Source organism: Nonomuraea pusilla, assembly GCF_900109355.1.
In the GTDB taxonomy this organism is placed as follows: domain Bacteria; phylum Actinomycetota; class Actinomycetes; order Streptosporangiales; family Streptosporangiaceae; genus Nonomuraea; species Nonomuraea pusilla.
The window spans coordinates 209,464-224,548 of record NZ_FOBF01000008.1 but is presented as its reverse complement, the minus strand read 5'-3'; the positions used below and the strand labels follow the sequence as shown (position 1 = coordinate 224,548).

Genomic DNA, 15,085 nt, shown 5'->3' with positions numbered 1-15,085 from the left:
GCCGGAAAGGCGCCCGGGTCAGGCGCCGGGTCAGGCGCGAGGCCAGGTGCCGGGGCCAGGTGCCGGGTCAGGCGCGAGGCCAGGTGCCGGGGTCAGGTGCCGGGTCAGGCGCGAGGCCAGGTGCCGGGGTCAGGCGCGGAGGCCAGGTGCCGGTGGCGGGTGCCGGGGTCAGGCGTCGGCGTGGTCGAGGTGGCCGTGGCGGTGCAGTTCCTCGGTGAACCAGCCGATGGTCCTGGCCAGTCCCTCGGCGGCGGGCACCCGCGCCCGCCAGCCCAGCCGCTCCGCGGCGAGCGTCGTGTCGGGCCGCCTCACCTTCGGATCGTCCGCCGGGCGCTCCACGAACTCGATCGGCGACGACGACCCGCTCAACTCCTTGATGGTCGTGGCGAGCTCCAGCATGGTCACCTCGTCCGGGTTCCCGATGTTCACGGGGCCGGCGAAGTCGCTCTCCGCCATCGCCATGATCCCGGAGACGGTGTCGTCCACGTAGCAGATGGAGCGGGTCTGCGAGCCGTCGCCGGTCACGGTGATCGGCTCGCCCGTCAGGGCCTGCCGGATGAACGTCGGGATCGCCCTGCCGTCGAAGGGGCGCATGCGCGGGCCGTACGTGTTGAAGATCCGTACGATGCCGGTGTCGGTGCCGCGCGAGTGCCGGTAGGCGGTGGTCAGCGACTCGGCGAAGCGCTTGGCCTCGTCGTACACGCTGCGCGGGCCCACCGGATTGACATTGCCCCAGTACGTCTCCTTCTGCGGGTGTTCGAGCGGGTCGCCGTACACCTCGCTGGTGGAGGCGAGCACGAACCTGGCGGCCTTCTCCCTGGCCAGCCCGAGCGCGTGGAGCGTTCCGACGCTGCCCACGCGGAGCGTCTCGATCGGGTAGCGCAGGTAGTCGACGGGAGAGGCGGCCGAGGCGAAGTGGAGCACGAGGTCGAGCCGGCCGGGCACGTGGACGTAGCCCGCCAGGTCGCTCTCGACCAGGCGGAACTCCGGCCGGTCGAGCAGGTGCTCGACGTTGCGCGGCCCGCCCGTCAGGAAGTTGTCCATGCACACGACCTCCGCCCCCGCCTCCAGCAGGCGTTCGCAGAGGTAGGAGCCGAGGAAACCGGCGCCTCCCGTGACCAGAGCCCTCATGACGTGACCTCCAAGGCGGCTTCGACGACTTCGTCGACCTCGATCTCCAGCAGGCCGGGGTCGGGCCGGTCCGCGTGCGGGTCGCCCCGGTGCCCCGCCCACAGGGCGACGTGCCGCCAGCCGGGTGGCGGCCCCCACTCGGAGGGGGAGACCGGACCGAACAGCACCACGGACGGCACGCAGAACGCGGTGGCCAGGTGCGCCACGCCCGTGTCGCCGCAGACGACCAGCCGCGACGTGCTCACCAGCTCGATCAGGTCCGCCAGGTCGGTGCGCCCGGCCAGCACGCGGTCCCCGGGCAGCTCCGCCAGCTCGGCGACCCGCCTGGCCAGCGGCACCTCCTCGGCGTTGCCGGTGACGACGACGTCGTCCAGCGCGGCGGCCACCTCGGCGAACCGTTCGGGCGGCCAGCGCCGGGCCGGGTAGGCCGCGCCGGGGTGGACGATCACCGGGCCGGACCTGTCGGAGATGCCGAGCGTCAGGTCCTCGGGGTCGGCGGGGATGCCGTGCCACTCCAGCAGGCCGCACCAGCGGCGCACCTCGTGCACCCCGTCGCGCCAGGGCGGGCCCACCCCGAAGCTGATCAGCCGCGCCGGCCGGGTGGCCCGCAGGGCCTCGATGCTCTGCGGGCCCTTCCCGTGCAGGTTGACCGCGATGTCCGGCCGCTCGAACGGCACCGGCCCCGGCCCCGACACGTCGATCTGGTCGTCCACCGCCCCGATGTACGGCAGCAGCGCGCCGAGCACCTTCGGCGTGGCGAGCGTGACGTGGTGCCGGGGGAACGCCTGGCGCAGCGAACGCAGCGCGGGCACGGCCGTGAGCAGGTCACCCAGCCCGAGGCCGCGCAGCACCAGGAGTTCTAGGGCCATGACGTCTCCGTGGAAGGACACACGACGAGCTCCCTCACCTCGCATCCGGCGGGCTGGCGCAGCGCGAACACCACGGTCTGCGCGACGTCGGCCGGGTCGTTCAGCCCCGCCTCCGGCCCCGGCTTGTACTGCTCGGGACGGCCGTCGAAGAAGCTCGTCCGCATGCCGCCGGGGATCAGCGTGGTCACGCCGACCTCGCCGCGCAGCTCGATCGCCAGGGCCCGGGTGAAGCCGATGACGCCGAACTTCGAGGCGCTGTAGGCGGAGGCGTCGCTGAGCGGGCGCAGCCCGAGGGTCGAGGCGCAGGTGACGATCCTGCCGTGGCTGCGCCTCAGGTACGGCAGCGCCGCCCGCACGACCGACGCCGTGCCGAGCAGGTTCACCTTGACGACGCGCTCCCAGTCGTCGGCGGGCACGTCCTCCAGCCGGCCGCAGGCGTCGATGCCGGCGGCCGTCACCACGCCGTCCAGGCCGCCGGCCCGCTCGGCCAGCTCGCGTACCGCCCGCTCGGCCTGCCCCCTGTCGGCCAGGTCGGCGGTGACGTGGTCGAACCGCTGGTCGGGGGCGCGAACGTCCACGACGAGCGCCCGCCAGCCCTCCTTCTCCACGGCCTCGGCGGTGGCCAGGCCGAGTCCGGAGGCGCCCCCGGTGATGAGAATGTTCATCGGATCTCCCTGATTAGATTCGTGGTGGAACGTCCCGGCAGGGTGCTCAGCACGACGATCTCCGCGCCGAGCCGGCCGAGGACCTCTGATTCGGGCAGGCGTTCCCCCTCGTAGTCGCCGCCCTTGACCCACACGTCGGGGCGCAGCCGCTCGATCGCCGCGGCCGGGGTGTCCTCCTCGAACACCATCACCGCGTCGACGCAGCTGAGCGCCCTGAGCACCTCGACCCGGTCGCGCACGTCCACGATGGGCCGCGACAGGCCCTTGAGCCTGCGCACCGAGTCGTCGGAGTTGACGCAGACGACGAGCGCGTCGCCGAGCGCCCTGGCCCGCCGCAGGAGGCTGACGTGCCCCGCGTGCAGCAGGTCGAAGCAGCCGCCCGTCGCGATCAGCCGCCCGCCCGACGCCCTGGTGACCTCGGCCACCTCCAGCGCCGTACGCGGCCGGTCGCCGAGCCGCTGCTCCCTGACCCGGACGGAGGCGGCGCCGCCGCCCTGCACGAACCGCGACGCGGCGGCCACGCCGGCCGTCACGGCCTCGCGCACGCCCGCGCCGTCGCGCAGCGCGAGCGCCGCCGCCCCGGCCAGCCTGTCACCGGCGCCGCAGGCGTCCCTGCCGCTCGCCCTGACCGGCGGCGGCACCGACGTCAGCGGGCCGCCCCGCACGGCCAGCGCCGCGCCGCCCGCGCCCGTCGTCACGCACACGGCCCGCGCCTCCAGCGACCGCACCAGGTGGCGGGCCGCCTGGTCCGGTCCGTGGTAGCCGGACGAGCCCGACGAGCACAGCAGCCGCGCCTCCGACTCGCTCGGCGTCACCAGCGCGCAGCCGGGCACGGGACGCTCGCCCTGCGGGTGCGGGTCCCAGACCACGGGCACGTCCAGCCCGGCCAGCAGTTCCCTGGCCATCCTGGCCACGCCCCTGCCGTAGTCGGAGACCAGCACCGCCCCCGCCTCGGCGATCGCGGAGGCCGCCTCCGCCGAGGGGGCGTACCGGGCGCGGCCGTCGCCGGTGTCCAGCCTGAGCAGCGTCTGCCCGCCGGCCCGCACCCTGGCCTTGCGCACGGTCCCGCCACGCAGCGGCAGGCGGACGAGATCCACCTCGCCCGCCAGCAGCCCGCACAGCCGCCGGCCGTCGGGGTCGTCGCCGACGGCCGTGACCAGCACGACGTCGGCGCCGTCGCGCGCCGCGAGCAGCGCGGCGAGGCCCGCGCCGCCCGGCCTGGCCTGTTCGGCGGCCACGTCCACGACGGGGACGGGCGCGTCCGGGCACAGCCGCTCCGTGCCGCCCTCGACGTCCACGTCGAGCAGCGTGTCGCCGATGACGACGAGGGGCCCCGTCACAGGGCCTCCTCGACCGCGTCGCACAGCATGTGGATCATGGCGAGGTGCACCTCCTGGACGGTCGCGGTCTCCTCCGCGGGCACCGCGACCGCCTCGTCGCACATGCCCGCCAGCGGGTTCGGCGCGGGCCCGGTCAGCGCCCAGGCGAGGATGCCGCGCTCCTGCGCCGCCCTGGCCGCCGCCAGCACGTTCGGGCTGCCGCCGCTCGTGGACAGGCAGATCAGCACGTCACCGGGACGGCCGTGCGCCTGCACCTGGCGGGCGAACACCTGCTCGTGGCCGAAGTCGTTGGCGATCGCCGTGATCGACGAGGTGTCGGCGTGCAGCGGGATCGCCGCGTACGCCGGCCTGTCCGCCCTGAACCTGCCGACCAGCTCGGCCGTCAGGTGCTGCGCCTCGGCCGCGGAGCCGCCGTTGCCGCAGGCCAGCAGCCTGCCCCCGGCCGACAGCACGCCGGCCAGCTTGCCGCCCCAGGCCCGGACGGTGACCACGTGGTCATCGACCCGTTCCAGGGCGTCGCGCAGCTTCAGCAGATGCGTGTCCATGGTCAACCCCCCAGTGCCGCCAGACGGCACACCTTGCCGTCGATCACCTGCTCGTACACGGCCTCGGTCCGTTCGGCCACGCGCGGCCAGCCGTAGCGCTCGCGCGCCCGGCGGGCTCCCGCCTCGCCGACGGCCCGCCGCCTCGCCGGGTCGTCGAGCAGCAGGCGCAGCGCCCTGGCCAGCGCGCGCGGCTTCCTCGGCGGCACCAGCACCCCGGCTCCCGCCACGGTGTCCAGGTGGCCGCCGACCGCGGAGGCCACCACCGGCACCCCGCAGGCCATCGCCTCGACGGGCACCATGCCGAACGGCTCGTACCAGGGCACGGACGCCACGACCTCGGCCGACCGCATGAGCGCGGGTACCCGGTCGCGCGGCACGCTGCCGATGATGTGGACGCGGTCGTCCATCCCGTACGCCGCCGCGAGGTCGCGCAGCCGGACGGCCTCCGCGTCCTCCTGGCTGCCGCCCGCGATGACGAGCTGGGCGCCGGGGATCTGGCGCATCGCCGCGATCAGCGTGTCGACGCCCTTGCGCGGCACCATCCGGCCGATGCTCAGCACCATGGGCCCGTCGGGGCGGGGCGCGACCTCGCCCTCCGGGCAGAACATCGACAGGTCCACGCCGCACGGCACCACGGCGACGCGGTGCTCGGGCACGCCCATCGCGACCAGCTCGCCCACCTCGTCGCTGCAGGTGGCGAGCACCGCGTCGGCCCGCTTGCCGATCTCGCGCTCGGTGTCGAGGCGGTGCGCCGGGCTCGTGTCGGCCTCGCCCTGCCAGCGCCGCTTCACCGTGCCGAGCGCGTGGAAGGTCTGCACCACCGGGATCCCGCCCGCGGCGCGGAGCGCGGCCTGGCCGCTCATCCAGAAGTGGGCGTGCGCGACGTCCGGCGGGCTCTGCGACCACCGCTCGGCCAGGCGTTCGGTGAACTCCGGCATGTACGGCGGCAGCTCGTCCTTGGGGACCGGGGCGGCGGGGCCGGCCTTGACGTACTCGACGCTCACGCCGGGCGCGACGGCGACCCGGTCGGGCTGCATGGGCGACCAGCGGCGGGTGTGCACCCGCACCGTGTGCCCCCGCCTGGCCAGCTCGACGGCCAGGGCGGCGACGTGGACGTTCTGGCCGCCGGAGTCGACGCCGCCGATCGCCGCCAGCGGGTCCGCGTGCTCGGAGATGAGATCGACCTTCACTGCATCAGCTCCCTCACTGCCTTGACCACCTGCTCACCGGTGACCTGCGACAGGCACGGATGCCCCGGGACCGGGCAGACCCGCGCCCTGCTCCCCCTGCAGGGCGCGTGCTGGTCGCCGAGCAGCACCGTGGGCACGCCGTACGGCGCCCACCGCTCGGCGGGGACGACGGGGGCGAACAGGCTCACGACCGGCGTGCCGACAGCGGCCGCGAGGTGCGCGGGCCCCGTGTTGCCCGCGACGAGCACGGCGGCGTGCTCGATGACCGCGGCCAGCTCGGGGAACGTGGTCGCGCCGCCCAGATCGACGGCGACGTCGCCGGCCACGTAGGCGGTGAGCTCACGTTCCGTGCCGGTCACGACGACCCGGTGCCCGTCGTCGGCCAGTTCCCGCACCGCCTGCCGATGCCGTTCGGCGGGCCACGTCCTCGCGGGAGCCGTCGTTCCGGGGTGCACCACGACGTACGTGCCTTCGTCGGCACCGGCGCCGACACCCGTAAGCTGCCCCGCCAGGCCGCGGATATCCGGAAGGGGCCTCCGAACAGCGAGTCCGCCGTCGTCGCCCGGTGGCAGGTCGAACCCGGCCGCCCTGGCCACGGCGAGCATGCGCTCGGCCTCGGGCACGTCCACGCTCTCGTCCACCTGGTGCCGGACGTCGAGCAGCGAGCCCGGGTAGTCGTTGCTGATGGCGGTGATCCTGCGCACCCCGGCCAGGCGCAGCAGCAGCGCCAGCGGCAGCGCCGACTGGTGGAACGAGGTCAGGACGACCGCCTCGTCCACGCCGCGCAGCCCGGACACCAGCGCGTCCACCTCGGCGCCGCTGACCGGCGGCGGCGTGTGGTCGATCCACGGCGCGCGCCACTCGATCACCCGGTCCACGCCGGGGAGCAGCTCGGCGGCGCGGCGGCCGTTGGGTCCGGCGAGGAAGAGCAGCTCGTCGGCGAGCGTGCGCACCGCGCGGACGGCGGGACCGGTCAGCAGCACGTCGCCGACGTCGTCGAGCCGCGCCACCAGCACCCGTCCCCGGCCTCCCGTGCCGGCGGGGCGCCGCCCCCTGCCGGAGGCGGCGCGCGCCTTCTCCGGCTTCGCCGCCTGCCGGGCCGTCCTCGCGCCGTGCCTGGTCATCGCCGCACCCTCCATTCACCCCGAAGCCGGTGCGCGCAGGCGACCGGCGGGATCGCGACGCTGGTGACGGCCATGCGCAGCACCTCGCCCGGCGTACGCGGCCCCGGGGCGACGCGCCGCCAGGCGAACTCGGCGGTCAGCCCCGCCCACAGCCCGGCGGCGGACGCCGCCGCCGACAGCGCCCGCCGGGCCCCGCGGCGGTCCCCCGCGCCGGCGAGCACGGCCGAGACGCCCACGGCCAGGACGGCCGCCGCGGCGGCGGCGGTGGTCACCGCGTGCAGCCGCAGCCGGCCCGGCGCGCCCCCGATCGCCTGCCGCCAGGCGGGGCCGTGCAGGCGCCGCATGAGCGCGTCGTCGGCGTTGCCCCGCTGGAGGCGGACGCTCGCCCAGAAGCCGTCGTCGCGCACCGGGTGGACGGTCCGCCGGCGGCCCACGACCAGCCGGTGCCCGGCGCGCCCGACGCGCAGCGCGAGGTCGGCGTCCTCCCGGTACGCCCGGGGGAAGCGCTCGTCGAACCCGCCGACGTCCTCCAGCGCCGAGCGCCGGTAGGCCATGTCGGCGGTCGGCCACAGCGCCTCGGCCAGGCCCGCCGTGTTCCGCTCGGCATCGGTGGGCCGCCGGCCCTCCGGCAGCGGCACGACGAGCCGGCCCTGGCTGCCCGCCACGTCCGCGGGCAGGTCCGTCAGGTCCTTCTCCAGCGCCTCGGCCCAGCCGGGCTCGGGGACGACGTCGTCGTCCAGGAACGCCACCCAGGGCGTGCGCGCGGCCCGCCACCCGGCGTTCCGCGCCGCGGCCGGGCCGAGCCCGCCCGAGCGGACCACCGTGACGTGGCCCGGCACGGCGAGCGCCTCGCGCGCCTGCCGGTCCGGCCGGTCGTCCACCACGATCACCGGCAGGGACGGCTCCAGCGCGGCCAGCGTGGCCGCCAGGCTCGGCCTGCCGATCGTGGGGATCACCACAGTGATCATGAAGCGAACACCTCCCCGCGCCGCACCAGGTAGGGCCCGAGCGCGAGCACGTCCACGGGCGCGGAGCCGAAGCACTCCAGCGCGTCACGCGGGTCGTCCACCATGGGACGCCCGGCCGTGTTGAGGCTGGTGTTGACCACCACCGGCAGCCCCGTGCGGGCCTCGAACTCGCTGAGCACGCGCGCCATCAGCGGGTCGGCGGCCGGGGAGACGGTCTGGATGCGCGCGGTGCCGTCCACGTGCACGACCGCCGGGATGCGGTCGCGCCAGTCCGGGTGCACGTCGTGCACGAACAGCATGTACGGCGACGGCACCGGCCCGCGCCCGAAGATCTCCCTCGCCCGCGACTCCAGCACCATCGGCGCCACCGGACGGAACTGCTCACGCCCCTTGACGTCGTTGAGCCGCTCGGTGTTGCGGGCGTGCCCGGGGTGCGCGAGCAGCGAGCGGCGGCCGAGCGCCCGCGGCCCGTACTCGGAGCGCCCCTGGAACCAGGCCACGATCCTGTCGGCGGCCAGCTCGGCCGCGACCGCCGCGCCCAGGTCCGCCGGCCTGGTGTGGGGCACCCTGGCCACGTCCAGCCAGGCGCCCAGCTCCTCGTCGGTGAAGCCCCGCCCCAGCGCCGCCCCCGGCATGGGGCCGGCCGGCTCGCCGTACGCCTGGGCCAGGTGGAGCGCGCCGCCGAGCGCCGTGCCCGAGTCGCCCGCCGCCGGCTGCACCCAGATCTCCTCGAACGGCCCCTCACGCAGCAGCCGCGTGTTGGCCACGCAGTTGAGCGCCACGCCGCCGGCCAGGGCGAGCCGCCGCTCGCCGGTGCGCTCGTGCAGCCAGCGCACCAGGTCGAGCAGCACCTCCTCCAGCCTGGCCTGCACGCTCGCCGCCAGGTCGGCGTGGTCGGAGGTCCACGCCCCGCCCTTCGGCAGCCGCTTGGCGAACGACCCCCAGTCGACCGGCTCGACGCGGAACCCGCCGTCGCCGGTGGCGTGCACGACCTCGCGCAGCGCCTCCAGGTGGCGCGGCCGCCCGTACGACGCCATCGCCATGACCTTGTACTCGTCGCTGGAGCGCAGGAAGCCCAGGTGCTCGGTGACCTCCTCGTACATCAGGCCGAGCGAGTGCGGCAGCTCCTGGGCCGCCAGCACCTCCAGCTCGCCGTCCCGGTAGCGGCCCGCCAGGTGGGAGACGTTCTCGCCGCGCCCGTCGCACACGAGCACGGCGCAGTCCCGCCAGGGCGAGGCCAGCCCGGCCGACGCGGCGTGGGCGACGTGGTGCGGCACGTACGACACCCGGCCGGGGTCGAGGCCGGGCAGCGCCGTGGCGAGGAAGGCGGGGGCGCGCACCGCGTACCGGGTGCGCAGGTCCTCCCAGTCGCCCTCGGGGCGCCCCGTCACCAGGGAGGGGTCGTAGGAGTAGGCGACCGCGTCGAGGTCCTCGGGGGAGAGGCCGGCCTCCCGCAGGCACCAGGCGGCGGCCTGCTCGGGCAGCTCCCACGCGGAGAAGGCCAGAGGCCGCTTGCCGTGCTTGCGGCGGCTGAATCGCTCCTCCTCGGCGGCCGCCACGATCCTCCCGTCCACCACCAGCGCCGCCGCGGGGTCGTGAAAGATCGCGTTGATGCCGAGAAACTTCATCTTCCCTCCCTGCGAGATGTCGAGAACCGCTACCGAGAGAAGCGGCTCTCAAACCTCACGTACACGCAGGAGGTGCGGAAACGGCCCTCACCTCCTGCGGTTGGTCACGCTGAGTAGTTGTTTGCCGGGTGACGCCCCGGGTAGCTGCCCGGCACGCGACAGGGGTGGCGCGGGTGGACGGACGGAGGTGGCAGGTGTTCGAGAAGCGGCGTCCAGGAGCGGTGCTGTTCGACCGGGACGGGACCCTGATCAGGGACGTGCCGTACAACGGCGACCCCGCCAAGGTGGAGCCGATGCCGGGGGCGGTGGAGGCCGTGTCGCGGCTGCGCCGCGCCGACGTGCCGGTGGCGGTGGTCACCAACCAGTCGGGCGTGGCCAAGGGCCTGCTGACGCCCGACGAGATGGACCAGGTGAACGCCAGGGTGGAGGAACTGCTGGGCCCGTTCGACGCCTGGGCGATCTGCGTGCACGACGACACCGACGGCTGCACCTGCCGCAAGCCCGCGCCCGGCCTGGTGATCAGGGCGGCGGCCGTGCTCGACGTCAGCCCCCGCGAGTGCGTCGTCGTGGGCGACATCGGCAGGGACATGGAGGCGGCCAGGGCCGCCGGCGCCCGGGGCATCCTGGTGCCGACCGCGGTGACCCGCGAGGAGGAGATCCGCGACGCGCCCGAGGTGGCGGGGAACCTCCTCGACGCCGTCGACCGCGTGCTGAGCGACCTGGACGGCCCGGTGGCGGCCGCGGGGGCGTCCACCTGGGCGCGGGCGCTGGGCTGGAGCCGCTGGTGAGGATCCTCGTCTGGCACGTCCACGGCTCGTGGACCAGCGCGTTCGTCAGGGGCGGCCACGACTACCTGCTGCCCCTCGTCCCCGGCAGGGGGCCCGACGGGCGGGGCAGGGCCGAGACCTACGACTGGCCCGGCAACGCCCGCGAGGTGCCCTGGGACCGGCTGCGCCACGAGCAGGTGGACGTCGTCGTCCACCAGCGCCCGCACGAGCTCGACCTGGCCCGCGAGTGGCTGGGCCGCCGCGTCCCCGGCGTGTACGTCGAGCACAACACCCCCAAGGGCGACGTCCCGGCCACCCGCCACCCGCTGGCCGGCCGCGACGACGTCACCCTGGTGCACGTCACCCACTTCAACGAGCTGTTCTGGGACAACGGCAGGGCGCCCACCCGGGTGATCGAGCACGGCGTCCCCGACCCCGGCCACCTGTACACCGGGGAGCTGCCCAGGGCCGGCGTCGTCGTCAACGAGCCGGTGCGGCGCACCCGCGTCGCCGGCACCGACCTGCTGCCGCGCTTCCACGCCAGGGCGCCGCTCGACGTCTTCGGCATGAAGGTCGAGGGCCTGCCGTACGGCACCTTCGAGGACCTGCCGCAGCACGTCATGCACGCCGAACTGGCCAGGCGCCGCGTCTACCTGCACCCGTACCGGTGGACGTCGCTGGGCCTGGCGCTCATCGAGGCGATGACGCTCGGCATGCCGGTGGTGGCGCTGGCCGCGACCGAGGCGGTCGAGGCGGTGCCGCCCGAGGCGGGCGTCCTGTCGACCCGCGTGGACGTCCTGGCCGACGCGCTGGCCGCCTTCGTCGCCGACCCCGAGCGCGCCGCGCAGGCCGGCAAGGCCGCCAGGACCGCCGCCCTGGCGCGCTACGGGCTCGACAGGTTCCTGCGGGACTGGGACGCCCTGCTCGCCGAGGTATGAGCCCTGGTCCGGTGGGTAGGCGCGATCGGCATGATGATGCTCGACTGGTCACGCAGGGCCGCCTGCCTCGACCTGGACCCGGAGCTGTTCTTCCCGATCTCGATGGAAGGTCCGTGCCAGTCACAGGTCGAGCAGGCCAAGAAGATCTGCAACGGCTGCCCGGTGCGCGAGCCGTGCCTGGCGTACGCGCTGAGCACCCGCCAGGCTCACGGCGTGTGGGGAGGCACCGACCCCGACGAGCGGCGCTCGCTCATCGCCGCGTCGGCAGTGCCTCGGCAAGGAAGCGCTCCCGCTCGTCCTCTGCCAGGTGGTCGCTGAACAGCACCCCGTCGAGGTGGTCGGCCTCGTGCTGGAGCACCCGCGCCAGCACGCCGAGCGCCCGCAGGGTCACCGGCTTGCCGAACATGTCGCGGCCGCGCGCCGTGACCATGTAGGAACGCTCCAGCGGCCACCACACGCCGGGCGCCGACAGGCACGCCTCGTCGGCGGTCACGCGCCGCTCCGACAGCTCCAGGCGGGGGTTCACCAGGTGGCCCGACCTGCCGTCGTACGAGTAGACGATCACCCGCAGCGGCACCCCGAGCTGAGGGGCCGCGAGGCCGGCGCGCCCCGGCCCGGCGCGCAGCGTGGCCGTCAGGGCCTTCACCAGGTCGCGTAGCCCTCGGTCGAAGTCCCGCACCGGCTCGGCCACCGAGCGCAGCACCGGATCGTCGAACAGGCGTATGGGCCGCACAGTCACCCGCAACTCCCCGATCGTCGCGGCGTCGGGATCGACGCCATGGTCACGTTTCCCCCGGGCGGCGGCGGCCAATCCCCGGGCGCCCGCCTTGTAGCACAGCGGTAACAGAGGAGACCCAGCGGCGAAACCACCCGAAAGCAGTATCGGGGGGTGATCTCACTTCCGGCACACGTTCCTGTGATGCCCGGCTGGGTGCTCGGGGCCCGGCCGGGCCCGTACCCGCTGCGCGACGACCATCCGGAGGTGTGTCCGTGAGCGCTCCTCCCCTGGAGACCGGTCCCTCTCCTGAGACGGCGCCGGACGCCCTGGCCGGGTTCACGGTCGGCGTCACCGCGACCAGGCGGCGCGAGGAGTTCGGCGCGCTGCTGGAGCGGCGCGGCGCCCGCGTGCTGAGCGCCCCCGCGATCCGCCTCGTCCCGCTCGCCGAGGACGCCGACCTGCTGGCCGCCACCCGCGCCGCGCTCGCCGCGCCCCTGGACGACGTCGTGGTGACCACGGGCGTCGGGTTCCGCGGCTGGATGGCCGCCGCCGAGGGCTGGGGGCTGTCGGCCGACCTCGTGGGGCACCTGTCCGCCGCCCGCCTGCTCACCCGCGGCCCGAAGGCAAGGGGCGCGGTGCGCGCTGCCGGGCTGGGCGACCACTGGACCCCGGCCGGCGAGTCCTGCGAGGAGGTCAAGCAGTACCTGCTCGCCCAGGACCTGCGCGGGCGGCGCCTGGCGGTGCAGCAGCACGGCGAGCCGCTCACCGAGTTCGTGGCCGACCTGCGCAGCGCCGGGGCCGAGGTGATCGAGATCCCGGTCTACCGGTGGCTGCCGTACCGGGACATGGCGCCGCTGCGCCGTCTCATCACCCAGACCGTGTCGGGCGCCGTGGACGCCGTCGCCTTCACCAGCGCGCCCGCCGTCCACGCCATGCTGGGCGCGGCCCGCGCGGAAGGGCTGGAGGAGCGGCTGCTCGCCGCGTTCTCCGGGACGGTCGTGGCCGCGTGCGTCGGCCCCGTCACCGCCGCGCCGCTCGTCTCGCGCGGCGTGCGCACCCTGCAGCCGGACCGGGCGCGGCTCGGCGCGCTCGCCCGCGCGCTGGCCAGGCACCTGCCCGAGCACGGCGTCACCCGCCTGGTCGCCGCCGAGCACCACCTGGAGATCCGCGGCCACGCGGTGGCCGTGGACGGCGAGCTGAGACCGCTGCCGCCCGCGCCCATGGCCGTGCTCAAGCGCCTGGCCGAGCGTCCCGGGCACGTGGTCTCGCGCGCCGACCTGCGGACGGTGCTGCCGGGCAGCGTGTCCAGGGACTCCGCCGAGCACGCCGTCGAGATGGCCGTCACCAGGCTGCGCCGCGCGCTCGGCCCCTCCGGGATCGTCGAGACCGTGGTCAAGCGCGGCTACCGCCTCGCCTGCCACTACGGCCCGAGCCGCCAGGAGCCGAGCCGCCAGGAGCCGAGCCGCCAGGAGCCGAGCCGCCAGGAGCCGAGCCGCCAGGAGCCGAGCGGCCGGGAGCCGAGCCGGCCCGGGGCGGGGTCGTGACGGCCTCGCTCGTCCTGGCCGCGCACGGCACGCGCGACCCCGCGGGGGAGCGCACGCTCGCGGCGCTCGCCGGGGCCGTCCGCGCCGCCCGGCCGGGGCGCCGGGTGGAGCTCGCCCACCTGGAGATCAGCAGCCCGTCGCTGGCCGACGTGCTGCCCCGCGTGCCGGGGCCGGTGGTCGTCGTGCCGCTGCTGCTCGCGGGCGGCTACCACGCGCACATCGACCTGCCCGCCGTGGTGGCCCGCCGCCGCCCTGACGCCGTGGTGGCCGGCCGGCTCGGCCCCCACCCGCTGCTCACGGCGGCGCTGGCCCGAGGGCTCGCGCAGGCGGGCCTGCGGCCCACGGACGCGGTGGTGCTGGGGGCGGCAGGCTCGTCGGACCCCGCCGCGCTCGCCGACGTGCGCGCGGCGGCCCGCAGGCTCGCGGCGCGCCTGGCCAGGCCCGTCACGGCCGCGTTCGCCGCCTCCGGGACGCCGACCGTCGAGGAGGCGCTGGACCGCCTCAGGGCGACCCCCGCGCCGCGTGTGGCCCGCGTGGCCGTGGCCTCCTACCTGCTCGCCCCGGGCTTCTTCCACGACCGGCTGGCCGCCGCGGGCGCCGACCTCGTCAGCGGCCCGCTGGGGGCCGACCCGGACGTGGCCGCGCTGATCTGGCGCCGGTACGACGAGGCGCGGGCGGCAGCGGGCCACGGACGGGGCCCGCGCACGGTCTCGGCGCCGCACGGGCCGCAGGCCGCGGGTCAGCCGTCGGTGTCGCGGTCCCTGCGCCGCAGGTAACGCTCGAACTCCGCCGCGATGGCGTCGCCGCTGGCCTCGGGCAGCTCGGCGGCGTCCTTGCGCTCCTCGAGCTCCTTGACGTACTCGGCGACCTCGCTGTCCTGCGAGGCGAGCTCGTCGACGCCGCGCTCCCACGCCCTGGCCTCCTCGTCGAGGTCGCCCAGCGGCATCGGGATCTCCAGGAGGTCCTCGAGGCGGCGCAGCAGCGCCAGCGTGGCCTTCGGGTTGGGCGGCTGCGCCACGTAGTGCGGCACGGACGCCCACAGCGAGACGGCGTTCAGGCCCGCCTCGCCGAACGCGTGCTGGAGCACGCCCACGATGCCGGTGGGGCCCTCGTACCTGCTGAGCTCAAGGCCGGTGGAGCGGGCCAGCCCCTCGTCGGTGGCGCCGCCGAGGATGGGCACGGGACGGGTGTGCGGCGAGTCGTTGAGCAGCGCGCCCAGCATGACGGCCATCTCGACGCCGAGCTCGCGGCAGACGCCGATGATGTCGGAGCAGAAGGAGCGCCAGCGCATGTTGGGCTCGATGCCGCGCAGCAGCACGACGTCGCGCTCGCTGCCCGGCGGCCTGGCCCGCAGCAGCCGGGTGGTGGGCCACACGATGGACCGGGTGAGCCCGTCGCCCATCTCGACGACCGGGCGGGTGACCTGGAAGTCGTAGTAGTCGTCGGGGTCGAGCGCCAGCAGGGGCTCGGCCTTCCACGCGGACTCGAGGTGGGCGATCACACCGCTGGAAGCCTCGCCCGCGTCGTTCCAGCCCTCGAACGCGGCAATGAGCACCGGCTCGACGAGCTCGGGCAGCCCTTCGAACTCGATCACGTGTCGCCTCCTCTCTCCTCCGTCGCGCTAAGCCTATGCGGTCGGGGGCCGTCGGCGTCACTGA

At 75.6% G+C, this 15,085-nt stretch carries 16 protein-coding genes; 5 read left to right on the top strand and 11 right to left on the bottom strand.

What is annotated here, in order from left to right; translation table 11 throughout:
- Nucleotides 1–168: 168 nt before the first annotated feature.
- Genes BMX74_RS19090 through BMX74_RS19050 form a run of 9 tightly spaced genes read right to left on the bottom strand, consistent with a single transcriptional unit; the run spans nucleotide 169 to nucleotide 9,460 of the window.
- Nucleotides 169–1,131: a UDP-glucuronic acid decarboxylase family protein gene (locus tag BMX74_RS19090; RefSeq protein WP_055501005.1), complete on the bottom strand. Its 963-nt coding sequence runs from the start codon at nucleotides 1,129–1,131 to the stop codon at nucleotides 169–171.
- Entirely contained in the window at nucleotides 1,128–2,000 is an 873-nt protein-coding gene (locus BMX74_RS19085; RefSeq protein ID WP_055501006.1) for a glycosyltransferase family 9 protein, read from the bottom strand. Before BMX74_RS19085 ends, BMX74_RS19090 begins: the two co-directional genes overlap by 4 nt.
- Nucleotides 1,991–2,665 carry an SDR family oxidoreductase gene (locus BMX74_RS19080; protein ID WP_055501007.1) on the bottom strand — a complete coding sequence of 225 codons (675 nt, stop codon included), beginning with the start codon at nucleotides 2,663–2,665 and terminating at the stop codon, nucleotides 1,991–1,993. Before BMX74_RS19080 ends, BMX74_RS19085 begins: the two co-directional genes overlap by 10 nt.
- Complete coding sequence (locus BMX74_RS19075) at nucleotides 2,662–4,005, bottom strand: PfkB family carbohydrate kinase (protein WP_091101868.1); 1,344 nt, start codon at nucleotides 4,003–4,005, stop codon at nucleotides 2,662–2,664. The genes BMX74_RS19080 and BMX74_RS19075 overlap by 4 nt, the downstream gene beginning before the upstream one ends.
- Nucleotides 4,002–4,550 carry a D-sedoheptulose-7-phosphate isomerase gene (locus tag BMX74_RS19070; protein ID WP_055501009.1) on the bottom strand — a complete coding sequence of 183 codons (549 nt, stop codon included), beginning with the start codon at nucleotides 4,548–4,550 and terminating at the stop codon, nucleotides 4,002–4,004. Before BMX74_RS19070 ends, BMX74_RS19075 begins: the two co-directional genes overlap by 4 nt.
- A 2-nt stretch (nucleotides 4,551–4,552) precedes the next feature.
- The gene (locus BMX74_RS19065; RefSeq protein WP_055501010.1) at nucleotides 4,553–5,740 is read right to left on the bottom strand and encodes a glycosyltransferase; all 1,188 of its coding nucleotides are present in this window, start codon (nucleotides 5,738–5,740) and stop codon (nucleotides 4,553–4,555) included.
- Complete coding sequence (locus BMX74_RS19060; protein ID WP_091101866.1) at nucleotides 5,737–6,864, bottom strand: glycosyltransferase family 9 protein; 1,128 nt, start codon at nucleotides 6,862–6,864, stop codon at nucleotides 5,737–5,739. Before BMX74_RS19060 ends, BMX74_RS19065 begins: the two co-directional genes overlap by 4 nt.
- Nucleotides 6,861–7,832, bottom strand: a complete 972-nt coding sequence (locus BMX74_RS19055) for a glycosyltransferase family 2 protein (protein ID WP_091101864.1) — start codon at nucleotides 7,830–7,832, stop codon at nucleotides 6,861–6,863. Before BMX74_RS19055 ends, BMX74_RS19060 begins: the two co-directional genes overlap by 4 nt.
- The gene (locus BMX74_RS19050) at nucleotides 7,829–9,460 is read right to left on the bottom strand and encodes a carbamoyltransferase family protein (RefSeq protein WP_055501012.1); all 1,632 of its coding nucleotides are present in this window, start codon (nucleotides 9,458–9,460) and stop codon (nucleotides 7,829–7,831) included. Before BMX74_RS19050 ends, BMX74_RS19055 begins: the two co-directional genes overlap by 4 nt.
- Nucleotides 9,461–9,633: 173 nt before the next feature.
- On the opposite strand from BMX74_RS19050, the gene BMX74_RS19045 reads away from it, so the two are divergent.
- From BMX74_RS19045 to BMX74_RS19035, 3 genes are read left to right on the top strand one after another with little or no spacing between them, the layout of a single operon-like run.
- Entirely contained in the window at nucleotides 9,634–10,248 is a 615-nt protein-coding gene (locus tag BMX74_RS19045; protein WP_337959854.1) for a D-glycero-alpha-D-manno-heptose-1,7-bisphosphate 7-phosphatase, read from the top strand.
- Nucleotides 10,245–11,165 carry a glycosyltransferase gene (locus tag BMX74_RS19040; RefSeq protein WP_055501014.1) on the top strand — a complete coding sequence of 307 codons (921 nt, stop codon included), beginning with the start codon at nucleotides 10,245–10,247 and terminating at the stop codon, nucleotides 11,163–11,165. Before BMX74_RS19045 ends, BMX74_RS19040 begins: the two co-directional genes overlap by 4 nt.
- 30 nt (nucleotides 11,166–11,195) lie before the next feature.
- Complete coding sequence (locus BMX74_RS19035; protein WP_082534560.1) at nucleotides 11,196–11,483, top strand: WhiB family transcriptional regulator; 288 nt, start codon at nucleotides 11,196–11,198, stop codon at nucleotides 11,481–11,483.
- Here BMX74_RS19035 and BMX74_RS19030 read toward each other — a convergent pair.
- A complete protein-coding gene (locus BMX74_RS19030) occupies nucleotides 11,416–11,904 on the bottom strand; it encodes a peptide deformylase (RefSeq protein WP_091101861.1) in 489 nt (162 codons plus the stop codon). The two genes, BMX74_RS19035 and BMX74_RS19030, sit on opposite strands and share 68 nt — an antisense overlap.
- A gap of 251 nt (nucleotides 11,905–12,155) precedes the next feature.
- Here BMX74_RS19030 and BMX74_RS19025 point away from each other — a divergent pair, with 251 nt between their 5' ends.
- The gene (locus BMX74_RS19025; protein ID WP_091101859.1) at nucleotides 12,156–13,427 is read left to right on the top strand and encodes a uroporphyrinogen-III synthase; all 1,272 of its coding nucleotides are present in this window, start codon (nucleotides 12,156–12,158) and stop codon (nucleotides 13,425–13,427) included.
- Nucleotides 13,424–14,203 (top strand): sirohydrochlorin chelatase, encoded by a 780-nt coding sequence (locus BMX74_RS19020; RefSeq protein ID WP_091101856.1) that lies wholly within the window; start codon nucleotides 13,424–13,426, stop codon nucleotides 14,201–14,203. The genes BMX74_RS19025 and BMX74_RS19020 overlap by 4 nt, the downstream gene beginning before the upstream one ends.
- On the opposite strand, the gene BMX74_RS19015 is transcribed toward BMX74_RS19020, so the two are convergent.
- Entirely contained in the window at nucleotides 14,167–15,021 is an 855-nt protein-coding gene (locus BMX74_RS19015) for a PAC2 family protein (protein ID WP_055501017.1), read from the bottom strand. The two genes, BMX74_RS19020 and BMX74_RS19015, sit on opposite strands and share 37 nt — an antisense overlap.
- Between the last annotated feature and the right edge of the window lie 64 nt (nucleotides 15,022–15,085).

Excerpts from the sequence above, each read along its gene's own strand:
- BMX74_RS19090 (WP_055501005.1), bottom strand. The coding sequence starts at position 1,131 with ATGAGGGCTCTGGTCACGGGAGGCGCCGGTTTCCTCGGCTCCTACCTC.
- BMX74_RS19060 (WP_091101866.1), bottom strand. The coding sequence starts at position 6,864 with ATGACCAGGCACGGCGCGAGGACGGCCCGGCAGGCGGCGAAGCCGGAG.
- BMX74_RS19070 (WP_055501009.1), bottom strand. The coding sequence starts at position 4,550 with ATGGACACGCATCTGCTGAAGCTGCGCGACGCCCTGGAACGGGTCGAT.
- BMX74_RS19050 (WP_055501012.1), bottom strand. The coding sequence starts at position 9,460 with ATGAAGTTTCTCGGCATCAACGCGATCTTTCACGACCCCGCGGCGGCG.
- BMX74_RS19055 (WP_091101864.1), bottom strand. The coding sequence starts at position 7,832 with ATGATCACTGTGGTGATCCCCACGATCGGCAGGCCGAGCCTGGCGGCC.
- BMX74_RS19080 (WP_055501007.1), bottom strand. The coding sequence starts at position 2,665 with ATGAACATTCTCATCACCGGGGGCGCCTCCGGACTCGGCCTGGCCACC.
- BMX74_RS19085 (WP_055501006.1), bottom strand. The coding sequence starts at position 2,000 with ATGGCCCTAGAACTCCTGGTGCTGCGCGGCCTCGGGCTGGGTGACCTG.
- BMX74_RS19035 (WP_082534560.1), top strand. The coding sequence starts at position 11,196 with ATGATGATGCTCGACTGGTCACGCAGGGCCGCCTGCCTCGACCTGGAC.